Raw genomic sequence first — 21,319 nt, 5'->3', positions numbered from 1 at the left:
TCATCCGGGACGAAAAACCATGGCAAAACGCTTGACTGCCAAGACAGTCGCTCCCCCCGTGTGGGGGAGATGTCACGGAGTGACAGAGGGGGGTGTCCCCAGTCCGCAGCGACGGTTGCGCCCAGTAATCACCCCTCGCCGATTGCAATCAGGCTGGCATTGCCGCCGGCAGCGGCGGTGTTGACCGAGATCACCTGCTCGACGGCAAACCGGCTGAGGTAAGCCGGGCCGCCCGCCTTGAAGCCGGTGCCGGACATGCCCGAACCGCCGAAGGGCTGCGTACCAACGACCGCACCGATCATGTTGCGATTGACGTAGATATTGCCCGTGTCGAGCGCTTCGGTGACGGTGCGGATCGTCGCCTCGATGCGGCTGTGCACGCCGAGCGTCAGGCCGTAACCGGTGGCGGCGATCGAGCCGATGACCTGGTCCAGCGCCTTCGCCTTCCAGCGCACGACATGCAGCACGGGTCCGAAGATCTCCCTGGTCAGCGCCTCCGGGCGATCAAGTTCGATGATATGCGGGGCAAAGAAATTGCCGGTCGCCGGCACCTTGCCGGCATAACGCACCTTCTGCGTCCGCTTCATGTCGGCGACATGGCCCTCCAGCATCGCCTTCTGCTTCTCGTCGATGACGGGGCCGATATCCGTGGTGATATCAAGCGGATTGCCGAGATTGAGTTCGCGGGCAGCACCCTCGATCATCTCGAGCATGCCATCGGCGATGTCTTCCTGCAGATAGAGAATGCGGAGCGCCGAGCAACGCTGGCCGGCCGAGCGGAAGGCGGACATCACGACATCGTCGGCCACCTGCTCGGCAAGCGCGGTCGCGTCGACGATCATCGCGTTCATGCCACCGGTTTCCGCAATCAGCGGCACGATCGGGCCATTCTTGGCAGCGAGCGTCCGGTTGATCGCCTGGGCCGTCGCCGTCGACCCGGTGAAGGCAAGACCGGCAAGCTGCGGGTGGGCGGCAATCGCGGCACCGACATCGCCGGCACCGGGGAGCAGCATGAGGACGTCTTCCGGAACGCCCGCCTGGTGGAAGAGCTTCACGGCCTCATAGGCGATCAGCGGCGTCTGCGGTGCCGGCTTGGCGACAACGGCATTGCCGGCGGCGAGTGCGGCCGAGACCTGGCCGAGGAAGATGGCGAGCGGGAAGTTCCACGGTGAAATGCAGGCGAAGACGCCGCGGCCGCGCCAGGAGAGACGGTTGAGCTCACCCGTCGGACCGGGCATGACCTCGGCGTCACCGAACTGCTTGCGCGCCTGAACGGCGTAGTAGCGGCAGAAGTCGACCGCCTCGCGGATTTCGGCCACGCCGTCATCCAGCGTCTTGCCGGCCTCGAGCGCCAGAAGGGCGAGCAACCGGTCGCGATCTTGTTCGAGAAGGTCGGCGAGCTTGTCGAGGGTGGCCGCGCGCTCCTCGACGGAAAGCCGCGACCAGCGGGCAAAGCCCTGGCGGCCGGCGGCAAAGGCGCGATCGACATCGGCGGGCGTCGCGTTGCGCACGGTTCCGACCTTGCGGGCGCGATCGGCGGGCGACAACACGACCTCCTCGCTGGTGGCCCCGGTTGCACCCGGCACCAGCGGACGGGCCGCAATCTCCGAGAAGGGAGCGGAAAGACGCGTCATCAACCTTTCGAGATTGTCGCGATGACCGAATTCGAAGCCGGCGCTGTTCTTGCGGTCGCCATAGAGGCCAAGCGGCATCGGGATCTGGCTGTGGCGGGCGCTCTGGCCATTGCCAAGGCCGAGCTTTTCGGTGGGCCGCTCCAGAAGTGCCGTGACCGGAATGTTCTTGTCACCGGCAACCGCAACGAAGGAGGAATTCGCGCCGTTTTCGAGCAGACGGCGAACGAGATAGGCGAGCAGATCGCGGTAGCCGCCGACAGGTGCATAGATGCGGCAGGCGATGCGGTCATTGCCCGAAAGCAGCGTGTCGTAGAGGGCCTCGCCCATGCCATGCAGGCGCTGGAATTCGAAGCCGGAGCGATCGGCACCGGCAAGCTCGATGATCGTCGAGACGGTGAGCGCATTGTGGGTGGCGAACTGCGGGAAGATGCGGGCGCGCTTTTCCATGAGCTTGGCGGCGCAATGCAGATAGGAGAGATCGGTTGCCGGCTTGCGGGTCCAGACCGGGTAATCGTCGAGACCGCGCTCCTGGGCGCGCTTCACTTCCGTATCCCAATAGGCGCCCTTGACGAGCCGCACCATCATCCGGCGACCGTAGTGCTGGCAGAGGCTGTCGATATAGTCGATCACCTGCGGCGCGCGCTTCTGATAGGCCTGGATGGCAAGCCCGAAACCGTCCCAGCCGGCAAGCGACGGATCGGCAAAGACGGCAGCGATCACGTCAAGCGACAGTTCGAGACGATCGGCTTCCTCGGCGTCAACGGTGAAATTCAGCTGATGCGCCTTGGCCATCTGCGCGAGCTTCAGAAGATCCGGCACCAGTTCGCGCATGACGCGGTCGCGATGGGTTGCGAGATAACGCGGATGCAAAGCAGACAGCTTGACCGAAATGCCCATGCGGTTCGGCAGCTGCTGGCTCTTGCCATGCCTGGCCATATGCGCGCCGATCGCCTCGATGGCGCTGGCATAGGACTGAAAATAGCGCTTGGCGTCTTCGGCGGTGCGGGCACCCTCGCCGAGCATGTCGAAGGAATGGCGATAACCCTTCTCTTCACTCTTGGCAGCGCGCGACAGCGCATCCTTGATGGTTTCGCCGAGCACGAAATGATGGCCGAGGAACCGCATCGCCTGCTTGGTGGCCGAGCGCACAGTGGGCAGGCCCAGCCGCTTGACGAGACCGCGCATGACACCCTCAGGCGTCTCGCCGGGACGGATGACGCGAGCGGAAAGTCCCAGTGCCCAGGCAGAGGCCGAGACGAACCAGCTGTCGCCATGCGCCTCGTGTTCGCTCCAGCCGCCCTCCTTGAGCTTGTCCTCGATGAGGCGGTCCTGGGTGAGCGCATCGGGCACGCGCAGCAGCGCTTCGGCGAGAACCATCAGCGCCAGACCTTCACGCGTCGACAACCCGTATTCACGCAGAAAATCTTCCACGCCGCCGATCGAACCGGAATTGTCTCTGATCGCCTCGATATAGGTGGTCGCGCGGCGGTCGATAGCGCCATTCTGGCTCTCCGACAGCGACAGGCGCGAGGCGAAGTGGCGGATCAGCTGGTCGTCATCGCCGGCATAGGGGGCTTCGAAGCGCGGGAAATCTGTGATGGCTGCCTTGATCATTGTCACCTCCGTGTTATCGGCAACATATCGTCGGATTTGCCGGATTTCCCACTATTCTTCAGTCACTTTTCTGGCATACTCACTACCCAAATGGAGTTTTATAGCGAATGAGCAAGGAACTGGACCGCCTCGACCGCAAGATCCTCCGCGCGCTGCAGGCCGAGGGTCGGCTGACCAATATCGAACTCGCCGAGCGGGTGAACCTTTCGCCGACGGCGACGGCCGAGCGCGTGCGCCGTCTGACGCGCGAAGGCTACATCACAGGCTATATGGCGATGCTCTCACCCCAGAAGCTCGGCCGCAACCTGCTCGTCTTCATCGAAGTGAAGCTGGACCGCACGACGGCCGACGTCTTCGATACCTTCGCGGCCGCCGTGAAGCGATCGGATGATGTCATGGAATGCCACATGGTGGCAGGCGGTTTCGATTACCTGGTCAAGGCCCGTGTTGCGGGCATGGAAGCCTACCGGCAATTCCTGTCGGAAGTCATTCTGCCGCTGCCGGGTGTGCGCGAAACCCACACCTATGCCGTGATGGAAGAGGTCAAAGCGGGCTCCGCCCTGCCTGTGTAAACGGCAATACAACTGACAAGTGCTATTTTGATTGTCAGGAGTCAGAAATTAGTCATATTAATAATGAACCACCCTGAAAAACCGCTGGCTTTTCAGCTGGACTGATATATTGGTCTAAAACTTCCGAATTGTTGTCAACTTTCGAAATTGATAAAATGTTGCCAGATCGACAGATACTCTTGAGCCAGGATATCGGGAGTAGTCAAAACCGTACGGAATTGATGGACAGTTGGTCACGCGCCGCACGTGAGTACGGCCTCGACTATGTGACCCTGGCGGCAGCGCCGACAACGCAAGACAAACTGCTTGGACCGATCGTCCGCGAAAGCACTCTGCCGGCCGAGTATTGCCGCGAGTTCGACCGGCTGGAGTTCCTCCGCTACTGCCCGACGATCCCCCATCTGAGCCGCTCCATCATGCACCACGCCTGGAGCGTCGGGGCGGAAGGAACAGCGCCCAGTTTTGATTGCCCGCCGGAATTTGCTGCATTGATGCGCAAGTACCGGCTGATCTCCGGCGTCCTGTTTTCCGTGAACTCCGTTGACGGCAGCCGGTTTGTCGTGCGTTACGATGGCGACCGCAGCCCGCTTGCCATGGCGGAAATCAACGAATTGTCGATGCTGAGCATCCAGGCCTTCGACGTGTTCGACCGGCTGCGCCGCACCGCCAGCAACACCAATGTGCTCTCCGCGCGCGAACTCGAGGTCGTCCGCTGGACGGCCCAGGGCAAGACCTCGCTGGAGATCGGCCAGATCCTCTCGCTCTCCGACCATACTGTGAATGCCTATATGACCAATGCCATCCGCAAGCTGGATTGCGTCAACCGCACCCAGCTGGTCGCCAAGGCGATCCGGATGAAGATCATCAGCTGAGGCAAGGGCCGTCAGTACATGGTCTGGCGGTAGGCCACTTCGAGGTTCTCGTCCATCTGCGCCATGACCTCCGGATCGCTGGGCGCGCCGCTGGTATCCTCCAGGATCATCTGGACGAGAGACGGCATCGCCGTGCGCGGCTGTCTGTGCTCGGGATCCCAGAGATGCGAACGCCGGAAGGCCTTCGCGCAATGCAGGAAGACTTCGTCGATATCGACCACGATCGCCAGCCTCGGCACCTTCCCGTCGACGGCCATGCTGGCGAGGAGATCTGGCTGCGTCGTGAGCGACGCCCGTCCGTTGAGCCTGAGCGTCTCGTCATAACCTGGGATCAGAAAGAGCAGACCGACGGCAGGGTTGGCAACGATGTTGTCGAGCGTGTCGAGCCGGTTGTTGCCGGGCCTGTCGGGAATTGCCACGCGGCCATCGTCGAGGATGCGCACGAAGCCTGGCGCATCGCCGCGCGGGCTGACATCGGCTTTCCCGCCCCTGCCCTGCGTCCCGATGCATAGGAACGGCGACCGCTGAATGAAGGCCTGCGCATTTGGGCCGAGCGTCTGACGCTCTTTCTTCAACGCGAGATCATGGGCCGGCGCATAGAGGCTGCGAAGCGCTGCCTCGTCGGCGATCAGAAATTCCGGCTGAAGTTCAAATCCCGACATGGCTGCGCCTCCCCGCGCTTGTTCGCTCATAGCGGGGCCATCGAAACCCGCGTTCAAAGCCCCATCAATGAGGTACGTACCTCAGGACTGAGATACCGCATTTGCGGCGCGGCTTCAAGCGGGAGAAGAACAGTTGAGACGACGGCCCACCGCAGGTGACTTGAACGAGCCCGCCGCAAGACAGCGGCGGGCGACAAGGCCGTGCTTGCATCAGCGGTCGAGGATTGCGCGGATTTCGACCATGTTGGAGCGGACGCGCAGGATGTAGAAGCCCATGGTTGCGAGATGCGTTGGCATGATCCAGCCATCTTCACTGCCATTGGAGATGATGGCCGGCTGGATGCGGAGCGCACCCTGGAGCTGGCGCTCCAGTTCCGTCCAGATGGCGGTCAGATTGCGTTCGCGAATGACTTCGCCGAAGTCGGCACGCGTCGCCTGGAGGATCGCATACTGGGCATAGAGCTGACCGTAAGCGAACCAGAAGCGATCATCGGCGCGGGTATCAAACCAGCCGGCATTGAACTCTTCCGAACGGCGGCGAAGGATGTCAGAGGTGTTGCCGAGATCGCTCGCCATGCCATCGAGCAATTGCAGCAGGTTGTCGGAGCGGGTGTCGAAGACGGATTCGCAGCTGGCGAGCGACGTGTTGAAGCGGTTCCAGCTTTCCACCGCGGCGCGATAGTAGCTCGGCGTCGGCGTCTTGAAGCCGAACGGGTCGGTGCCGAAGTACCAGGTGCTCTCGTCGAACTGGATGTTGCCGCGTGCATCCTGCAGGTCGTTGTTGATGCCCGACGTGCCGCGAACGCGACCGAGATTGTCGGCAAGCTGGATCGCCGTGCGGCGCACGACCTGGTTCACCCCGCGCTGGAAGGAGGCCTTGTTGTCCATGAACGGCGTATTGTCCCAGTCGAGACCGAAGAGGCCGAGCTTGTAGAGAAGCGTCGAGGATATCCAGGCGTTCTGATTGACGTTCTGGTCGGTCAGGGCCGCACTCATCATCACCACGGCCGAGTCCTGGCAGCGGTTCGTCTGGTCCGGCAGCGGCGCGCCCGCTGGTACGGTCCGCTCCTGGAACTTGTAGGCTTGAGCGAAGGCCGGATCAAACCCGTGCCAAACCTGCGTGCGGTAGAGGAACTGGCCGTAGAAGATCACGAGCAGAATGAGAACGGCAAGGATCGGTCCCTTGATGATCCAGCTGCGGTCGCGATACCAGCCGTGCGCCGCGAGAAATGGCCAGAGCAACCATGCGACGACCATGCCGATACCGCGACCGATCGCGGCAAAGACGCGCTGGAAGAACGCGATGATCGGGTCAAGCATGGTCATCTCCTAGTCCATAGAGGCGTTTGCGGAAGGCTGCCTTGTCTCTCAGATAAGTCTGGGACAGGCGGGATACAACATAATCGCGATAGGCTTCCGGATAGCGCTCATAGGCGCGGTAGAAGCCCTGCTTGTCGAAGACGAAGCGCGAGACGAAATCCTCGGGCGTCAGATGGGCGATCAGCCGGTTGGTGAGCCACTGGTCGGGATGATCAGGCTCGGCCCTGACCAGCCAGAGCCGCAGCTTCGGCTCGATGTCGGCCATGCGCAGATTGCCTGTGCGCGAAAGCGTGCGTTGTGCTTCCTGCAGCAACGGATAAACGCCGCGTTCGTTGATCGCCTTGGCATGACGGTGCAGGAAGGTCTGCATCCAGACCGCATCGATGCGGGTCAAATCCGGTACCGGGTCGAGCGTCGCGGCGACCGACAGCAGCGCCATTTCCAGCCGATGGGCATAAAGGCCGGAGCTTTCCACCCAGCTCGCCCGCGGCAGTTCCAGCCGACCCGTGCGCGCCAGAAAGTCGGCAACCTGCGCCGTGTCATTGATGGAAATGTAGCTCACCTGCCAGGGCCGCGACCGCCGGAAACCGGGGGCCTGCGGATCGCAGATCACGGTAGTAATTTTCTCATCGACGAAGACGAAGACGCCGCCGAAATGATCGGCCCAGAAGGCATCATGGCGAAACACGAGCTTGTCCGGCACGAGCGTATTCTGCCGGATGTCACCGGTTTCCTTGGCCAGCGCCACCATGCGCTCCAGCATCGCGTCGTCGCGCCAGGCATCCGGGCTCGTCACCAGCGCATCGCAAAGTTGCCGAAGCTGCCCCGCCTTGCCGAGCAGGTCTTCGGCCAACAGCACCTTGAACGTCACCTCGTTGATCGACAGCAGGTCATCAAGCGTCTTGACCTCCGAGACACTGTCCTCGATCTCGCCATAGAGCGTGTCCTTCAGCGTGATCGCATGAATCGCCCGCGCATTCGCTGCAAAGAACTCGTGCATCAGGCCGGCGGTGTTGGAAAAGCTCGTATGCACGACCGGCAGGCTGTTCTGCTCGGGCGTGAGGATGATGAAACGCCGGTTGACCTTCAGCGGGTCGAGATAATCGGGATCGCCAAGCTCTTGCGCCACCTGCGGCGAAAAGCCGGTGATGTCGATGTCGAATTCGGCAAGCTTGGTCTCGGGCAGGCCGAAGGCGACGAGCGCCTTGTTGTAGCGCGCGACGAGATGCGGCTCGCGGATGGGAAGCAGGCGGCCGTAGATAAGCTCGGCTTCGAGGAGACGGTTCATGCCGACCGCTCCCCCGGAAGGTAGGTCAGGTCGCGACTGAGAACGGCTTCGTTGATCCGACCATCAAGGATGGCGATCAGAGTTTCGAGCACGGCTTCGCGTTCTCGCAGCACATCTACGTTCCAGAACCTAACGACTGACCACCCATTGGCATTCATAAATGCATTCCGTTTCGCATCATATTCACTGTCCGCATGCTGACTGCCATCGACTTCCACGACCAAGAGCGCCTCGCGGCAGGCAAAGTCCGCGAAGTAGGGTCCGATCGGCAACTGCCGGACGAACTTGTACCCTCCGAGGCGCCGGGCCCGCAATTCGCTCCACATGGCCGCCTCCGCATCATTCTCGGCCTTGCGAAGGCTTCTGGCCCTTGCTGTCCTTTTCTCGTTCGCACCCCGTATTTGTGCCCCCTTGACCACATCGCGATCTGCAAATGCCCCTCACCCTACCCTCTCCCCGCAAGCGGGGAGAGGGGGAGCGCGACGCGAGTGGTGTTGCCTTCTCCCCGCTCGCGGGGAGAAGGTGCCCGAAGGGCGGATGAGGGGCAATCGAAGCGCCCACTTACCACGTCCCCTCCTCCTTCATCTTCTCGATCTCGCCAATCGCGCGCTCACGCTGGCGCTCGCGGCGGATGATCTCGGTCACCGCCGCATCGTCCGACTTGTCGGCGTAGCGGAATTCGCTGTCGGCATAGCGGTTGATCTCTTGGCAGATCATCTCCATCGTCACCGGGCCGCGCAGTTCCGCGATCATCGCCTTTTTCTCGTCGTAGCTCTTGTGGACGAAGGCTTGCGGGGTCTCGAACCAGGCGTCGGGCAGCTCGACATCCATCGCCCGCATCTTGATCGCATCGGTGATGTTCTTGATGGCGCGGCCGGTGAAGCGCGGTTCGGCGAGCTTGATCGCATGCAGATAGGCGCCGACATCGGCGAGCGTTTCTATCTTGCCCTCACTCTTCTCGTAGCGTTCCCAGACCGCAACAAGGCCGTCTTCCTTCGGGCGGTCATGCTCGCCATAGGAGCGGCTGACGGCCTTCTGGATTTCCTGGCCGGCAAACAGCTTGTGGTCGCCGAGCGGGATCTGATGGTTCTTGCCGACGAGCAGCGAGAAAATGTCGATATAGTCCTCGCGCGTCTGTGGTCCGTCGACGAGCCAGCGGGCGCCGGCGCGCTGGCGAAGCGCATCGTCGACATTCTCGGGATAGTTGGAGAACATCCCGAAGGTGGCATTGCCCCGGACCACCGTCGAGGCGCCGGCAAAGCTCTCCATCAGCACAGCGGTGACCTCATGCTGTCCGGCAGAGGCCCGGTCGTCGGAGCGCTTTGCGGTTACCTGGTCGACGTCATCGATCGTGCCGAAGCCGATGACGCGCGGATTGAGCACGTTGTTGACGAAGGCTTTGCAGTTCTGGCCCGACTTGCCCTGATAGGACGAGATCTGGTCGACGCCGAAATTCTCGTAGTGGAAGGCATAGCCCGCCATCTTGCAGTAGTCGTTGAGCAGCCCTGCCAGCATCTGGATCAGGATCGTCTTGCCCGTACCCGGCATGCCGTCACCAATGAAGGTGAAGAGAAAGCCCCCGAGCTCGACGAAGGGGTTCATCTGCCGGTCGAAATCATAGGCCATCAGCATCTTGGCGAGCTTCAGCGCCTGGTACTTGGCGATGTGGTTGCCGATGATTTCTTCCGGTTTCTTGAAGCTCATCGTGAGCGGCTTCGATTTTGCGCCCGGCACGCCATCGAAACCGTCGAGCGTGAAATCGTCCTGGTCGATGCGGATATGGGCATTTTCGAAAACACCGAGATGTTCGAAGCGTGCCTTGCGGGTCAAAAGCCCGTCAAGCGCGAGTTCGGCCAGACCACGGACCCGACCGATCAGCGTCGCATCGTCACCCGCGCCTTGCACGGCCGTGTCGATTCCGGCCAACATGCTTTTGAGCGCATCCTGGGCGGTATCGAAGAGAAAGTCCGGTTCGCGGATCCCGTCGAGTTGCTCGCCGTCTCCCGCCACGGTGGACTTGAGGTAGGCAGCAAAGGCAAAGGCCGCGACATAGGCCTGGGACGCAAGCAAGGCCTCGAAGCGGGCGGCCTCCTCGCCCTGCAGGGGCGCACTGATGTTGCGGGCCTGGAGGGGTTCAAGCTCGCTCTGCCGGGCAAAGACATCTGATATCGCAAGCGCCACCTGGGCGCCGCGCCTGATACGGTAGAGCACCGTATGCTGGGCCGGCGTCAGCAGAGGGTCGGCGGCACCAGTCGCCTGAATGGTCTTGGTTAGTTCGATCTCGCGGGTACGGCGGACAGATCCCGTCGAAACGGTCGAAACGAACCGCCGCCCGGTGCCGGCAATCGGAGCGCCCGAGGCGCCTTCGCCCTGATCGAGCACGACGATCCGCGTCACAAGCCCCTGCGCCACGGCCAGATGTTTGGCGATGTCGTCTTCCCGGAGCGTCGTCAGCCCTGCCGTCAACTCGCTCATAATCAGACCTCGCTCACAATCTGGTTTCCTGAAATCACATGCACCTTGAAATTGCCGAAGATCGCCTTGACCTCGTTTTCCGCATAAAGCGCCTGATAGGCATCATGCGGCACGAGCGCGTGCTTCTCGTAAGCCGAGACACCCATGCGCGCGGCTTCCAGATCATGGGTCTCGATGTGGAATTCCTGCGTCGCCGGGGTGGACGAGAAGAAGCCCTTCACCGCCGGCTGCTCGCGTTTGGAAAACACCTCCTGCACCGTCCAGGTCATCACCCAAGCATTCTCCGGCTTGCGCACCCGGTCGAGGATCTCGGTGACTCGGCTGGAATTCTCGGTCAGGCCCGTCGAATAGAGTGGCCCGAGTACGACGCGCCGCACCGACTTCGGATGCAGTGTCGGGAAATCGCGGTCCATATTGGTCGCGATCGTTGCCGGCGTCAGCGAAAAGGCGGAATTCTTGGCGCAGAAATCGTCAAAACTCCGGGCAAGCTCCGGATTGAGCAGACCGCCGACCGGAAGCGGGATCTCGACCTCTTCATTGAGCTTCCCATCCTCGGTCACGAGGATCTTCGTGACGTTCTCAGAAGAATCCTCGATCGTCGCCAGATAGATCATCGGCAGCGTGCTGACCCCGTCGAAGGCCGCCCAGCTGACGAGATAGGAGGGCCGATTCGACTGAGGATTGACGCTCACGGCAACGGTGGTCGGAAGCACAAAGGGCGAGAAGATTTCGCCGGCGCGCACCTGTTCGAGATAGAGCCGCTCGGCGATCTGCTGCTGCAAGGCTGCCGGAAACGCCTTCTGCCGCAGGATGAAGTCGACCATCTCCTCCCTGAGCTTGGTGACGGCCGGGATGGTCGACAGTCGGGCGTCGGCACCGGCCCTGTCATTCTCCAGCTCCAGCACGTTCTGGAAGATCGGAAAGCCGCTTTCCGCCCGGGCGATCTTCAACTGGCCGGAAAAGCCGATCCTGTTCTGCCAGGAGGTGAAGGAATTCCGCAGCCGGTCGAGATAGGGCAGCATGTGAAGGGTCGACGGGCCCTTCTCGCCAAAGCGACGATCGCTCTGCCCGAAGAACTGTTCAAGCCCCGATAGAGACGCCCCCATGGTGGCGAAATACTGCAGCACCGCGCTGTTGCGATCGACGACGTTCATGCGCCTCCCCGTCAAGTCGACCGCGCACCGCTCACGCGGGACGCGGTCGCATCAAATCATCCCGGATGATCAGGGCTTCACGTAATTGGCGGCATTGTGCTTGTCGAGAACTGCCTGGAAACGCCGGGCGAAAGCCTCGTCTGCAAGCTTCTTGCGCCGCTGGATGTCCTGCGTCGACAGCATGTTCTTCTCATGCAGTTCGAGCAGATCGCCGATATGCCGCTGGGCAGCGGCACCAATGCCGGCCATCGTCTCTTCCGCCGCCGTATCCACCTGGCTACCGAGCGTATTGATCCGATGCGCAACCTCCTGCTGGGCCGCGGTCTTCAGCGAATCCTCGAGCGCCTTGTAAAGCACGATGCGCTGTTCGGTATCGATGGTCAGCTTGTTGATCAGCGTGTTCTGCGCCGCGATCTGGTTGTTGAGGCTGTCCACGAAGGTCTGGAACATGGAGGTGTAGCGCTCGAGCGTCTGGCTCTCGGCGAGCAGTTCCTGTTCGCGGGCCTGCGCCTGGTTGTAGTCGGTCGCAAGCTTCGAACGCTCGGCTTCAAGCGCTGTCCGGTCAGACGTATCCGTCGAGGCTGCGATCTTGTTCTCGATGTCGAGGAGCGCGGGATTGAGCGTTTCGATCTTCTTCTGCGTCTCTTCGAGGTTGGCGATCGTCTGCTTGCGCCGCTCGATCACCTGGACGAGGCTTGCCTCGGATGTCTTGTAGCGCTCTTCGAGAACCGTCTTCTGCTCCTTGAGGATGCCGACAATGCTGTCGGACTTGGCAAGCAGTTCCTGAAGGTTGCCGGCAAGCGACATGTTGCGCACGCGCTCGGTGCGCATGCGCTGTGCCTTCTGCTTGGAGAAGATGCCGATGAACTTTTCCATGCCGGAGAAGCTCTTCATGCTCTCGAACTCGGCGCCGAACACATTGGTCGCGTCTTCGAGCCCGATGATCAGGTCGGCGATGTTTGCTTCCATCACCTTCTGCTGGTTGAGCACGTCCTCCATTCGCGCATTTTCGATGTCGAAATTCTGGCCGGTCAGCGCGTTGTCGCTTTTGGCGAGCGTATCCAGAACGGCTCCGGACTGCTCGATCTTGCCGCGCATCTCGGACACGATCTTGCGGGTCTTCTCGATTTCGCTGTCGAAGGATTGCAAACTCGCCATGGTGTCTCCCTGTCCCATTCTCCGGCAGCAGGCCGGTCTCGGCTCGTGCCACCATAGCGCGATTCCCGGCTCGGGAAAGTAATGCATCGCAGAAGGCCCAGAAGCCCTTCCGATATGCAGGGTCGCCAGCGCCGCACAAGAGGCATCATCAGAGAAATGTGACAGCCGTGAGACGGCTGCCGCATCAAGGACGGGTTTGGCAATCACTGCCCGCCGGCAGCAGGGTCCTTGAGATAGGCGATGATGTTGGCGAGATCATCATCCTTTTTCACGCCGGCAAAGGCCATCTTGGTGCCCTTGACCACCGTCTTCGGCGACTTCAGGTACTCAGAGAGCAGCGCCTCGTCCCAGGTCTTGCCCTGGCCGAAATCGGTCATGGCCTTGGAATACTTGTAATCGGCAACCGATGCGACCGGACGACCGACAACGCCCTGCAGCGTCGGACCGACCTTGTTCTTGGCCTCGGTGGCGATGTGACAGGCCGAACAGACCTTGAAGGCCTTCGCCCCAGCGACGGGATCGCCGGCAGCGGATGCGGAAAGCGGTGCGGCAAAAGCCGCAAGTGCAAAAAGCAGAGTAGTCGGTTTCATGGAAACTCCCTGATCCATAGAACGGCGCCGACGCGTCGCACGCGTATGGCAGCACCAATTCGCACGGCGCGCAATCGTTTACATTGACGCCCATCAAAATCCGGCGAATTTTCATGGCGAAGCCGCAAGCCCTGTGTCCAAGGCCGTTCGAGTCGCAAACAGAGGCGCCGCTGCGGCGCAAACGCACGGGCATCCTTGCAATTCTTTCGTATTGAATGTTGAGTTGGGAACATCAATAAAAACCGGGAGCCTGCTAATGACGTATTTCCATTCTTGTCGCCGCACACTCGTGGCCGCCGTATCTCTGATCGCGCTGAGCGCGATGCCGGCCCTGGCCCAGGAGGCCGAGAGCTGCTCGACGGTCCGCTTCTCGGATGTTGGCTGGACGGACATCACCGCAACAACAGCCACGGCCTCCGTCATCCTCAAGGCCCTCGGCTACGAGCCGACCACGACGGTGCTCTCCGTACCGGTCACCTATTCCTCGCTGAAGAACAAGGACATCGACGTCTTCCTCGGCAACTGGATGCCGACAATGGAAGCCGACATCGCGCCCTATCGCGAAGACAAGTCGGTCGAGATCTTCGGACCGAATCTCGAGGGCGCGAAGTACACGCTTGCCACCAACGCCAAGGGAGCCGAACTCGGCATCAAGGATTTCGCCGACATCGCCAAGCACAAGGATGCGCTGGAAGGCAAGATCTACGGCATCGAGCCGGGCAATGACGGCAACCGCCTGATCCTCGACATGATCGACGGCAACAAGTTCGAGCTCGGCGACTTCGAAGTCGTCGAATCGTCCGAACAGGGCATGCTGGCCCAGGTGGCCCGCGCCGAAAAGGATGGCGCGCCAGTCGTCTTCCTCGGCTGGGAGCCGCATCCGATGAACGCCAACTTCAAGCTGACCTATCTGTCGGGCGGCGATGAGGTCTTCGGCCCGAATTTCGGCGGCGCGACGATCTACACCAACACCCGCGCCGGCTACACCACCGAGTGCCCGAATGTCGGCAAGTTCGTCACCAACCTCAAGTTCTCGCTCCAGATGGAAAACGAGATCATGGGCAAGATCCTGAACGACGGTCAGGATGCCGAGGCAGCGGCCTCCGAATGGCTGAAGGCCAACCCGACTGCCGTCGAACCCTGGCTCGCCGGCGTGACCACCAAGGATGGTGGTGACGGTCTGGCTGCCGTAAAGACGGCGCTCGGCCTCTGAGCCCTGTCCAATGATGCTGGAACCGCGCGACCGGAGGGGGATCTGGCCGCGCGGTCTCCCAGGCCCTGCACCTGTGGCTAACCGGGGACGAACATGGATTTCCTGACCGACTACAAACTGCCGATCGGGCCTCTGTCGAAGAGTTTCGTCGACTGGCTGACGGATAACGTCGATTTTCTATTCGATTTCATCGCGACCATTCTCAGTGCCTCCATCAACGCCATGCTTTTCGTATTGCAGGGCCCCTTCCTGGATGGAACTGCGCTTGAAGACTTTTATCCGCTCGCGATGATCGCGCTGTTTTCGGTGCTTGCCTGGCTGATGCGCCGCTCGCTTGGCGTCGCCGCCTTCACCTTCTTCGGCCTCCTCCTCATCTATAACCAGGGATACTGGAAGGAGACGATGGAGACGCTGGCGCTCGTGCTAGCCGCAACCGGGGTCTGCATGGTGATCGGCGTACCGATCGGCATCGCCTGTGCGCGACGCCCTTGGCTCTATTCCGCCGTGCGACCTGTCCTCGACCTGATGCAGACGATCCCGACCTTCGTCTACCTGATTCCGGCGCTCATCCTTTTCGGCCTCGGCATGGTGCCTGGCCTGATCGCAACCGTGATCTTCGCTATCGCGGCGCCGATCCGCCTGACACGCCTTGGCATCATCTCGACGCCACCGTCGCTTGTGGAAGCCGCCGTCGCCTTCGGCGCGACGCCGATGCAGGTGCTTCGCAAAGTCGAACTGCCCTTCGCCACACCGCAGATCATGGCCGGCCTGACCCAGACCATCATGCTCTCGCTGTCGATGGTGGTCATCGCCGCGCTTGTTGGAGCAAGCGGCCTTGGCGTGCCGGTGGTGCGCGCCCTCAACACCGTCAACATTGCCCGCGGTTTCGAGGCAGGCCTGTGCATCGTCATCCTGGCGATCATTCTCGACCGCATCTTCCGCATCCCCGGAGAAGAGTCATGACCGACGCAGTCATTTTCGACAATGTCGACATCGTCTTCGGCGATGACCCGCAACGCGCCCTCAATCTCGTGGATCAGGGCAAGACCCGCGACGAGATCGGTGCGGCAACAGGCCTGGTGCTCGGGGTCGCTGGTGCCTCGCTGGCGGTCAAGGAAGGCGAAATCCTCGTCCTCATGGGCCTCTCCGGCTCGGGCAAGTCGACGCTTCTGCGCGCGGTGAATGCGCTGGCTCCGGTGGTGCGCGGAAAGGTCAGCGTTCGCACCAAGACCGGCTATGTCGATCCCTACAAGTCCTCCGCCCAGGTGCTGCGCGACCTGCGCATGCACACCGTCTCCATGGTCTTCCAGCAGTTTGGTCTCCTGCCCTGGCGCACGGTGGCGGAAAATGTCGGCTTCGGTCTCGAACTGGCCGGCGTCCCGGAGGCCGAGCGCAAGCGGACGGTCGCGGCCCAGCTCGAGCTGGTGAACCTGTCGAAATGGGCAGACCGCAAGGTCAACGAGCTCTCCGGCGGCATGCAGCAGCGTGTGGGCCTTGCGCGTGCCTTTGCAACCGGTGCGCCGATCCTGCTGATGGACGAGCCCTTCTCGGCCCTTGACCCCCTGATCCGCACCCGGCTTCAGGACGAACTTCTGGAATTCCAGGCGCGACTGAAGAAGACCATCCTCTTCGTCAGTCATGACCTTGATGAAGCCTTCCGCATCGGCAACCGAATCGCAATCATGGAGGGAGGCCGGATCATCCAGTGCGGTACGCCGCAGGAGATCGTCCAGAACCCGACCAACCAGTATGTTGCGGATTTCGTGCAGAACATGAACCCGATCAACATGCTTGTCGCATCCGACATCATGCAGGCCGGCGTGACCGGCCAGCAAGGCCAGGTGACCGGCACCGCAGCACCGGGAACACCGCTGGTCGATATCCTCGACGCCCTGTCACGTCAGCCAGGCACGATCGGGGTCGTTGACAACGGCGCCGTCATCGGCACCATCGGCGCCCAGGATGTGGTGAGCGGCTTGACCAGGCACCGCCGCAAGGCGTGAAAAGCCTGCCCCGCATCGCCAGATGATCGATGCGGGAGACGGCTGTGACTGACAAACCCCAGGTGATTCGTGAGACGGACGAGGATGCGCGCCGCCAGGCGCGCATTCTGTTACGCGGCGCCCGTTTCGCAGCCATCGGCGTGATCGACCCGCAAACCGGCTTCCCCTTTGTCAGCCGCGTGCTACTCGGGATGGACAGCGACGGTGCCGCGGTGATCCTCGTTTCGAACCTCTCGGCCCATACGACGGCCCTGCTCGCCGACCCGCGCGCCTCTCTGCTGACCGGAGAACCGGGCAAGGGCGATCCCCTCGCCCATCCGCGTCTGACGCTGCAATGCATCGCAGAAACAGTCGAGCGCGACAGTGACATCCATCAGCGGCTCCGAACCCGCTTTTTGGCGCGGCATCCCAAATCGCAGCTTTACATCGATTTTCCGGACTTCCGTTTCTTCCGGTTGAAACCGGAACGGGCCAGCCTGAATGGCGGCTTCGGTCGTGCCTATCATTTGAGCAGCGCCGATTTCCTCATCCCGAAAATCAACGATGATTTATACGGCGACGAAGAAGGGCTATTGCGAGAATTGGGGAGGATGCACCCGGATCTCGCAGGGCACATTGCGGTGGAACTCTATGCCTCCCAGGAGGGGGACTGGCGCATATCGTCTCTCGACGCACACGGATTTGATATAAATTTCAAAGACCTGCTGATCAGGCACGAATTTGTGACGCCGATCACAAATTACAAGCAACTGCTATTAGAGTTACCTAAATCAGTATACGCAGTACCTTAAATTTAGGCATATACAATTTTGATGATGCTGGTAAAGTTTGCGGACAAGTTAAGTGATGATTTTTTCAACGACTGCCGCTCCCCCATTGGGCACTCGACCAAGGAAAGTTGAACTGAGATGAAAACGAAAGCATTGTCCGAACAATCGACTGTTGCAGCTGGTTTGCTGTCCGCCATGGCAAACCCGAAGCGACTGATGATCCTCTGCAGCCTTGTTGAGGGTGAGGTTCCCGTCGGTGTTCTGGCGACCCAGGTTGGCTTGAGCCAGTCGGCTCTGTCGCAGCACCTCTCCAAGCTTCGCGCACAGAAGCTCGTGAAGACCCGCCGTGACGCACAGACGATCTACTACTCATCGACATCGGAGTCGGTGATCAAGATCCTCTCGACGCTCGAAAGCATTTACTGCACGCCGGCCGCCAGCAAGAACGCCGCCTGATGACAGCGCTCCCAAGGGCGCGTTGATCAGGGGGTGGGAGTTGATCGATGAACCGCTCGCGGTCGCGAGTGGGCGGCCTTGTGTGTGACTATTTCGAAGAGCCCCGGATGCCCAGAGCCTCCGGGGCTCTTCATTTTCTGGCTCGGCCCTGCAAGGTCGACCGTCGGGTCGTCTTTGCCCGATCGCCGGCAGGGCTTTCCCATCAACCGAATTCAGCGACCCATGACCTTTGTTGATGCCACCCCGGGGGTGGCTTGACCGGGCTTCGCGCCCTGCTAACGTGACGGCGCAATCAACGGGTTTCGGCCTTTGCAGCCGATATCAGGGAAAGTGGCCGCCCGCGACCAAAGGGCCATGGAGAACACGATGTCTAACCGCCTCAATTCCACGCCCAACGACCTGCGCGCCTTCTGGATGCCGTTCACCGCGAACCGCCAGTACAAGAAGGAGCCACGCCTCTTCGTCGGCGCCAAGGACATGCACTACACCACCCATGACGGCCGCCAGGTGCTCGACGGCACGGCCGGCCTCTGGTGTGTCAACGCCGGCCACTGCCGCCCGAAGATCACCGAAGCGATCCGCGAGCAGGCCGGCGAACTCGACTACGCACCGGCCTTCCAGCTCGGCCACCCGAAGGCCTTCGAACTGGCAAACCGCCTGATCGACCTCGCCCCCGACAACATGGCGCATGTGCTCTACACCAATTCCGGCTCGGAATCGGTCGAGACGGCGCTCAAGGTGGCGCTTGCCTATCAGCGCGTGAAGGGCCAAGGCTCCCGGACCCGCCTGATAGGCCGCGAGCGCGGCTATCACGGCGTCAACTTCGGCGGCATCTCGGTCGGCGGCATCGTCTCGAACCGCAAGATGTTCGGCACGCTTCTGACCGGCGTCGACCATCTGCCGCACACCCACCAGCCGGCGAAGAATGCCTTTACCAAGGGTATGCCCGAGCATGGCGGCGATCTCGCAGACGAGCTGGAGCGCATCGTCACCCTGCATGACGCCTCGACCATCGCCGCCGTCATCGTCGAGCCGGTCTCCGGTTCGACGGGTGTCCTGATCCCGCCGAAGGGCTATCTGCAGCGCCTGCGCGAGATCTGCACCAAGCATGGCATCCTTCTGATCTTCGACGAAGTCATCACCGGTTTCGGCCGCCTGGGCGCACCGTTTGCAGCGCAGTATTTCGACGTGAAGCCGGACATTATGGTCACCGCCAAGGGCCTGACCAATGGCGTGATCCCGATGGGCGCAGTCTTCGTCACCGCCGAGATCCACGATGCCTTCATGCAGGGACCCGAGCACATGATCGAGTTCTTCCATGGCTACACCTATTCCGGCAACCCGATCGCGTCCGCCGCGGCGCTGGGCACCCTCGATACCTATCGCGACGAGAACCTTCTGACCCGTGCGGCCGAGATCGCGCCCTACTGGGAAGAGAAGCTGCACTCGCTGCGGGATTGCCCGAATGTCATCGACATCCGCAATCTCGGCCTGATCGGCGCGATCGAGCTGAAGCCGATCGACGGTGAACCGACGAAGCGCGCCTTCAATGCCTTCCTCAACGCCTATAATGACGGCCTGCTGATCCGCACGACGGGCGACATCATCGCGCTCTCGCCGCCGCTGATCATCACCCACGAGCAGATCGACGAACTCTTCGACAAGCTGCGCAAGGTGCTGATGAACAACATCTGAGGCGAACCTCGGACTGTTTCGGAAAGGCGGCCCGCAAGGCCGCCTTTTTCGTGGCTTGCGCGAGGCTGACCACGGGGCAGGTGCCGCGCTTGTCGCCCGCCCCCTCCTCCCGTATTGTCGAGGGAATCGCCCGTCCGACCTCTGACGCAGATGATCGCGTAAAGACCGGCCGACGACGACAGCAAACCCGGAAACCTCGTTCTCGACATCACGTCGCGGACAAGCTCACCGGGCCCAGGTCCCGGGAGGATTTCCGTGGTCGACCTTTTCAAGCGTATGTTCGGTAAGGACGCGTCTTCTGAAACTTCACCCGCCAGAACCGCACCGGAGCCGGAGGCCATATCTGCCGCCCGTGCGGACGAAGCCCGCCTTGCCGCCCGCCGCGCCCAGATCAGCAATGATCTCTTCGAGCTCCAGCAGATTGCCATGGCCGAACTCGCCTTGCGCAAGGAGCAGGATGCCGCAGCCGCCAAGGCCGGCTTCGAGGCGGAAGACGGCGTCGGCGGGCGCGTACTGACCGTCTGACACCGGCACCTGCTCCAACTACCCCTGCCCCGGACAAAGCTGTGGCGTGATGGCACATCACAGTCTCCGGTCTTTTGCTGCCGTTCGTTTTTGTCTAAAGCGATCATGGGGAGCAACAAAAGAACCCGAATGGCGTGAAAACCGACAGAGATCGGTCGCGCCGACCCAAGGAGCAGGACATGAAATTTCAACTTCTCGCCAGCGCCGCCCTTGCAGCGCTCATCGCCACCGCCCCCGCCGCCCGTGCCGAAATCGTGCTCGGCCTGATGGCCCCGCTCACCGGGCCGCTCGCCGCCGTCGGCGCGCAGATCAAGAATGGTGCGGAAACCGCCGTCGAGGAAATCAACAAGAAGGGCGGCATCAACGGCGAACAGGTCAGCCTCAAGATCGCCGACGATGCCGGCGAGCCGAAGCAGGGCGTTTCGGCTGCAAACCAGCTGATCGGTGAAGGCGTTCGCTTCGTCGTCGGCCCGGTCACGTCGGGCGTCGCCGTCCCCGCCTCCAGCGTTCTCGCCGAAAACGGCGTGCTGATGGTTACCCCGACCGCCACCGCACCGGACCTGACCGCCCGTGGTCTGACGACCGTGCTGCGCACCTGCGGCCGCGACGACCAGCAGGCCGATGTTGCCGCCAAGTTCGTGCTCGGCGCCTACAAGGACAAGAAGATCGCCATCCTCGACGACAAGGGCCAGTACGGCAAGGGTCTGGCTGACGCCTTCAAGGCAGCCCTCAACGCCGGTGGCGTGACCGAAGTCTTCAAGGATTCGCTGACGGCGGGCGAAAAGGACTTTGGCGCGCTCGTGACGCGTCTGAAGTCGGAAGGCGTCGAAGTGATCTATTTCGGCGGCTACCACCCGGAAGCCGGCCTTCTGGTGCGCCAGATGCAGGATGCCGGCCTGAAGGCCCAGCTGGTCGCCGGTGACGGCCTGTCGAACAGCGAATATGTGACGATCGGTGGCGACGCTGCCGAAGGCACGGTCTTCACCAACGCCGCCGATGCGCTGAAGAACGAAGACAGCAAGGCCGCCGTCGATGCTTTGGCCGCAAAGTCCATCCCGGCCGAAGCCTTCACGCTGAATGCCTATGCCGCCGTCGAAGTCATCGCCGCCGGCATCACCAAGGCCGGCAGCGTGGACGATGCCGAAGCCGTGGCTTCAGCGCTGAAGGACGGCTCGGAAATCCCGACCGCCATCGGCAAGCTGACCTACGGCGAGACGGGTGACCTCACCTCGCAGAGCTTCGCCGTCTACAAGTGGGAAGCCGGCAAGACGGTCGCGGCTGAGTAAGCCTGCGCCATAGCAGGCATTGGAAAGGCGGC

19 protein-coding genes are annotated in these 21,319 nt (G+C 61.8%); 10 read left to right on the top strand and 9 right to left on the bottom strand.

The genetic code is table 11. The features are described from left to right. Nucleotides 1-128: 128 nt before the first annotated feature. Nucleotides 129-3,248, bottom strand: a complete 3,120-nt coding sequence (gene putA / locus H6M51_RS15160; protein ID WP_185810645.1) for a bifunctional proline dehydrogenase/L-glutamate gamma-semialdehyde dehydrogenase PutA — start codon at nucleotides 3,246-3,248, stop codon at nucleotides 129-131. 107 nt (nucleotides 3,249-3,355) lie between these two features. On the opposite strand from putA, the gene H6M51_RS15155 reads away from it, so the two are divergent. Both H6M51_RS15155 and H6M51_RS15150 read left to right on the top strand, forming a co-directional pair. Beyond that, nucleotides 3,356-3,820, top strand: coding sequence for an Lrp/AsnC ligand binding domain-containing protein (locus H6M51_RS15155; RefSeq protein ID WP_113458635.1), 465 nt, complete (start codon nucleotides 3,356-3,358; stop codon nucleotides 3,818-3,820). A 221-nt stretch (nucleotides 3,821-4,041) separates the two neighbouring features. Further along, nucleotides 4,042-4,692 (top strand): LuxR family transcriptional regulator, encoded by a 651-nt coding sequence (locus tag H6M51_RS15150; protein ID WP_246780535.1) that lies wholly within the window; start codon nucleotides 4,042-4,044, stop codon nucleotides 4,690-4,692. Nucleotides 4,693-4,703: 11 nt separating this feature from the next. Here the strand turns inward: H6M51_RS15150 and H6M51_RS15145 are convergent, their stop codons facing one another. From H6M51_RS15145 to H6M51_RS15110, 8 genes are all read right to left on the bottom strand, one after another. Continuing rightward, nucleotides 4,704-5,354 (bottom strand): pyridoxamine 5'-phosphate oxidase family protein, encoded by a 651-nt coding sequence (locus tag H6M51_RS15145; RefSeq protein WP_185810644.1) that lies wholly within the window; start codon nucleotides 5,352-5,354, stop codon nucleotides 4,704-4,706. A gap of 210 nt (nucleotides 5,355-5,564) precedes the next feature. Continuing rightward, the gene (locus H6M51_RS15140) at nucleotides 5,565-6,674 is read right to left on the bottom strand and encodes a DUF2333 family protein (protein ID WP_185810643.1); all 1,110 of its coding nucleotides are present in this window, start codon (nucleotides 6,672-6,674) and stop codon (nucleotides 5,565-5,567) included. After that, entirely contained in the window at nucleotides 6,667-7,962 is a 1,296-nt protein-coding gene (locus H6M51_RS15135) for a DUF6638 family protein (protein ID WP_185810642.1), read from the bottom strand. Before H6M51_RS15135 ends, H6M51_RS15140 begins: the two co-directional genes overlap by 8 nt. Continuing rightward, on the bottom strand, nucleotides 7,959-8,363 hold the full coding sequence (locus tag H6M51_RS15130) for an endonuclease domain-containing protein (RefSeq protein WP_185810654.1): 405 nt from the start codon (nucleotides 8,361-8,363) through the stop codon (nucleotides 7,959-7,961). The genes H6M51_RS15135 and H6M51_RS15130 overlap by 4 nt, the downstream gene beginning before the upstream one ends. A gap of 160 nt (nucleotides 8,364-8,523) precedes the next feature. Then, nucleotides 8,524-10,437, bottom strand: a complete 1,914-nt coding sequence (locus tag H6M51_RS15125; protein WP_185810641.1) for an AAA family ATPase — start codon at nucleotides 10,435-10,437, stop codon at nucleotides 8,524-8,526. 2 nt (nucleotides 10,438-10,439) lie between these two features. After that, nucleotides 10,440-11,591 carry a hypothetical protein gene (locus H6M51_RS15120; protein WP_185810640.1) on the bottom strand — a complete coding sequence of 384 codons (1,152 nt, stop codon included), beginning with the start codon at nucleotides 11,589-11,591 and terminating at the stop codon, nucleotides 10,440-10,442. A 69-nt stretch (nucleotides 11,592-11,660) separates the two neighbouring features. Beyond that, nucleotides 11,661-12,749 carry a hypothetical protein gene (locus H6M51_RS15115; RefSeq protein ID WP_185810639.1) on the bottom strand — a complete coding sequence of 363 codons (1,089 nt, stop codon included), beginning with the start codon at nucleotides 12,747-12,749 and terminating at the stop codon, nucleotides 11,661-11,663. 203 nt (nucleotides 12,750-12,952) lie between these two features. Continuing rightward, nucleotides 12,953-13,339: a cytochrome c family protein gene (locus H6M51_RS15110; protein WP_185810638.1), complete on the bottom strand. Its 387-nt coding sequence runs from the start codon at nucleotides 13,337-13,339 to the stop codon at nucleotides 12,953-12,955. Nucleotides 13,340-13,661: 322 nt separating this feature from the next. Between H6M51_RS15110 and H6M51_RS15105 the strand changes: the two genes are divergently transcribed. The 8 genes from H6M51_RS15105 to H6M51_RS15070 all read left to right on the top strand — a co-directional run bounded on the left by H6M51_RS15105 (nucleotide 13,662) and on the right by H6M51_RS15070 (nucleotide 21,287). Continuing rightward, the gene (locus H6M51_RS15105; protein WP_407073589.1) at nucleotides 13,662-14,552 is read left to right on the top strand and encodes a choline ABC transporter substrate-binding protein; all 891 of its coding nucleotides are present in this window, start codon (nucleotides 13,662-13,664) and stop codon (nucleotides 14,550-14,552) included. Nucleotides 14,553-14,645: 93 nt separating this feature from the next. Continuing rightward, nucleotides 14,646-15,515, top strand: a complete 870-nt coding sequence (gene choW / locus H6M51_RS15100) for a choline ABC transporter permease subunit (RefSeq protein WP_185810636.1) — start codon at nucleotides 14,646-14,648, stop codon at nucleotides 15,513-15,515. Beyond that, complete coding sequence (gene choV / locus H6M51_RS15095) at nucleotides 15,512-16,555, top strand: choline ABC transporter ATP-binding protein (protein WP_185810635.1); 1,044 nt, start codon at nucleotides 15,512-15,514, stop codon at nucleotides 16,553-16,555. Before choW ends, choV begins: the two co-directional genes overlap by 4 nt. 44 nt (nucleotides 16,556-16,599) lie before the next feature. Continuing rightward, nucleotides 16,600-17,346 (top strand): pyridoxamine 5'-phosphate oxidase family protein, encoded by a 747-nt coding sequence (locus tag H6M51_RS15090; protein WP_185810634.1) that lies wholly within the window; start codon nucleotides 16,600-16,602, stop codon nucleotides 17,344-17,346. A 117-nt stretch (nucleotides 17,347-17,463) separates the two neighbouring features. Continuing rightward, entirely contained in the window at nucleotides 17,464-17,781 is a 318-nt protein-coding gene (locus H6M51_RS15085; protein WP_185810633.1) for a helix-turn-helix transcriptional regulator, read from the top strand. Nucleotides 17,782-18,147: 366 nt separating this feature from the next. Continuing rightward, the gene (locus tag H6M51_RS15080; RefSeq protein ID WP_185810632.1) at nucleotides 18,148-19,476 is read left to right on the top strand and encodes an aspartate aminotransferase family protein; all 1,329 of its coding nucleotides are present in this window, start codon (nucleotides 18,148-18,150) and stop codon (nucleotides 19,474-19,476) included. 255 nt (nucleotides 19,477-19,731) lie between these two features. After that, complete coding sequence (locus H6M51_RS15075) at nucleotides 19,732-20,001, top strand: hypothetical protein (protein ID WP_185810631.1); 270 nt, start codon at nucleotides 19,732-19,734, stop codon at nucleotides 19,999-20,001. 179 nt (nucleotides 20,002-20,180) lie between these two features. Beyond that, nucleotides 20,181-21,287 carry a branched-chain amino acid ABC transporter substrate-binding protein gene (locus H6M51_RS15070; RefSeq protein WP_185810630.1) on the top strand — a complete coding sequence of 369 codons (1,107 nt, stop codon included), beginning with the start codon at nucleotides 20,181-20,183 and terminating at the stop codon, nucleotides 21,285-21,287. Nucleotides 21,288-21,319 lie beyond the last annotated feature (32 nt).

Origin of the sequence: Rhizobium sp. AQ_MP, from assembly GCF_014237835.1 — a bacterium.
In the GTDB taxonomy this organism is placed as follows: Bacteria; Pseudomonadota; Alphaproteobacteria; order Rhizobiales; family Rhizobiaceae; genus Allorhizobium.
This window is presented reverse-complemented; position numbering and strand designations above follow the sequence as displayed.

What these genes read in the sequence shown, in the direction of transcription:
- choV (WP_185810635.1), top strand. Translation starts at nt 15,512, where the DNA reads ATGACCGACGCAGTCATTTTCGACAATGTCGACATCGTCTTCGGCGAT.
- H6M51_RS15070 (WP_185810630.1), top strand. Translation starts at nt 20,181, where the DNA reads ATGAAATTTCAACTTCTCGCCAGCGCCGCCCTTGCAGCGCTCATCGCC.
- H6M51_RS15105 (WP_407073589.1), top strand. Translation starts at nt 13,662, where the DNA reads ATGCCGGCCCTGGCCCAGGAGGCCGAGAGCTGCTCGACGGTCCGCTTC.
- H6M51_RS15155 (WP_113458635.1), top strand. Translation starts at nt 3,356, where the DNA reads ATGAGCAAGGAACTGGACCGCCTCGACCGCAAGATCCTCCGCGCGCTG.
- H6M51_RS15125 (WP_185810641.1), bottom strand. Translation starts at nt 10,437, where the DNA reads ATGAGCGAGTTGACGGCAGGGCTGACGACGCTCCGGGAAGACGACATC.
- H6M51_RS15085 (WP_185810633.1), top strand. Translation starts at nt 17,464, where the DNA reads ATGAAAACGAAAGCATTGTCCGAACAATCGACTGTTGCAGCTGGTTTG.
- H6M51_RS15135 (WP_185810642.1), bottom strand. Translation starts at nt 7,962, where the DNA reads ATGAACCGTCTCCTCGAAGCCGAGCTTATCTACGGCCGCCTGCTTCCC.
- H6M51_RS15120 (WP_185810640.1), bottom strand. Translation starts at nt 11,591, where the DNA reads ATGAACGTCGTCGATCGCAACAGCGCGGTGCTGCAGTATTTCGCCACC.
- H6M51_RS15115 (WP_185810639.1), bottom strand. Translation starts at nt 12,749, where the DNA reads ATGGCGAGTTTGCAATCCTTCGACAGCGAAATCGAGAAGACCCGCAAG.
- H6M51_RS15140 (WP_185810643.1), bottom strand. Translation starts at nt 6,674, where the DNA reads ATGCTTGACCCGATCATCGCGTTCTTCCAGCGCGTCTTTGCCGCGATC.
- putA (WP_185810645.1), bottom strand. Translation starts at nt 3,248, where the DNA reads ATGATCAAGGCAGCCATCACAGATTTCCCGCGCTTCGAAGCCCCCTAT.
- choW (WP_185810636.1), top strand. Translation starts at nt 14,646, where the DNA reads ATGGATTTCCTGACCGACTACAAACTGCCGATCGGGCCTCTGTCGAAG.
- H6M51_RS15110 (WP_185810638.1), bottom strand. Translation starts at nt 13,339, where the DNA reads ATGAAACCGACTACTCTGCTTTTTGCACTTGCGGCTTTTGCCGCACCG.
- H6M51_RS15080 (WP_185810632.1), top strand. Translation starts at nt 18,148, where the DNA reads ATGTCTAACCGCCTCAATTCCACGCCCAACGACCTGCGCGCCTTCTGG.
- H6M51_RS15145 (WP_185810644.1), bottom strand. Translation starts at nt 5,354, where the DNA reads ATGTCGGGATTTGAACTTCAGCCGGAATTTCTGATCGCCGACGAGGCA.
- H6M51_RS15150 (WP_246780535.1), top strand. Translation starts at nt 4,042, where the DNA reads ATGGACAGTTGGTCACGCGCCGCACGTGAGTACGGCCTCGACTATGTG.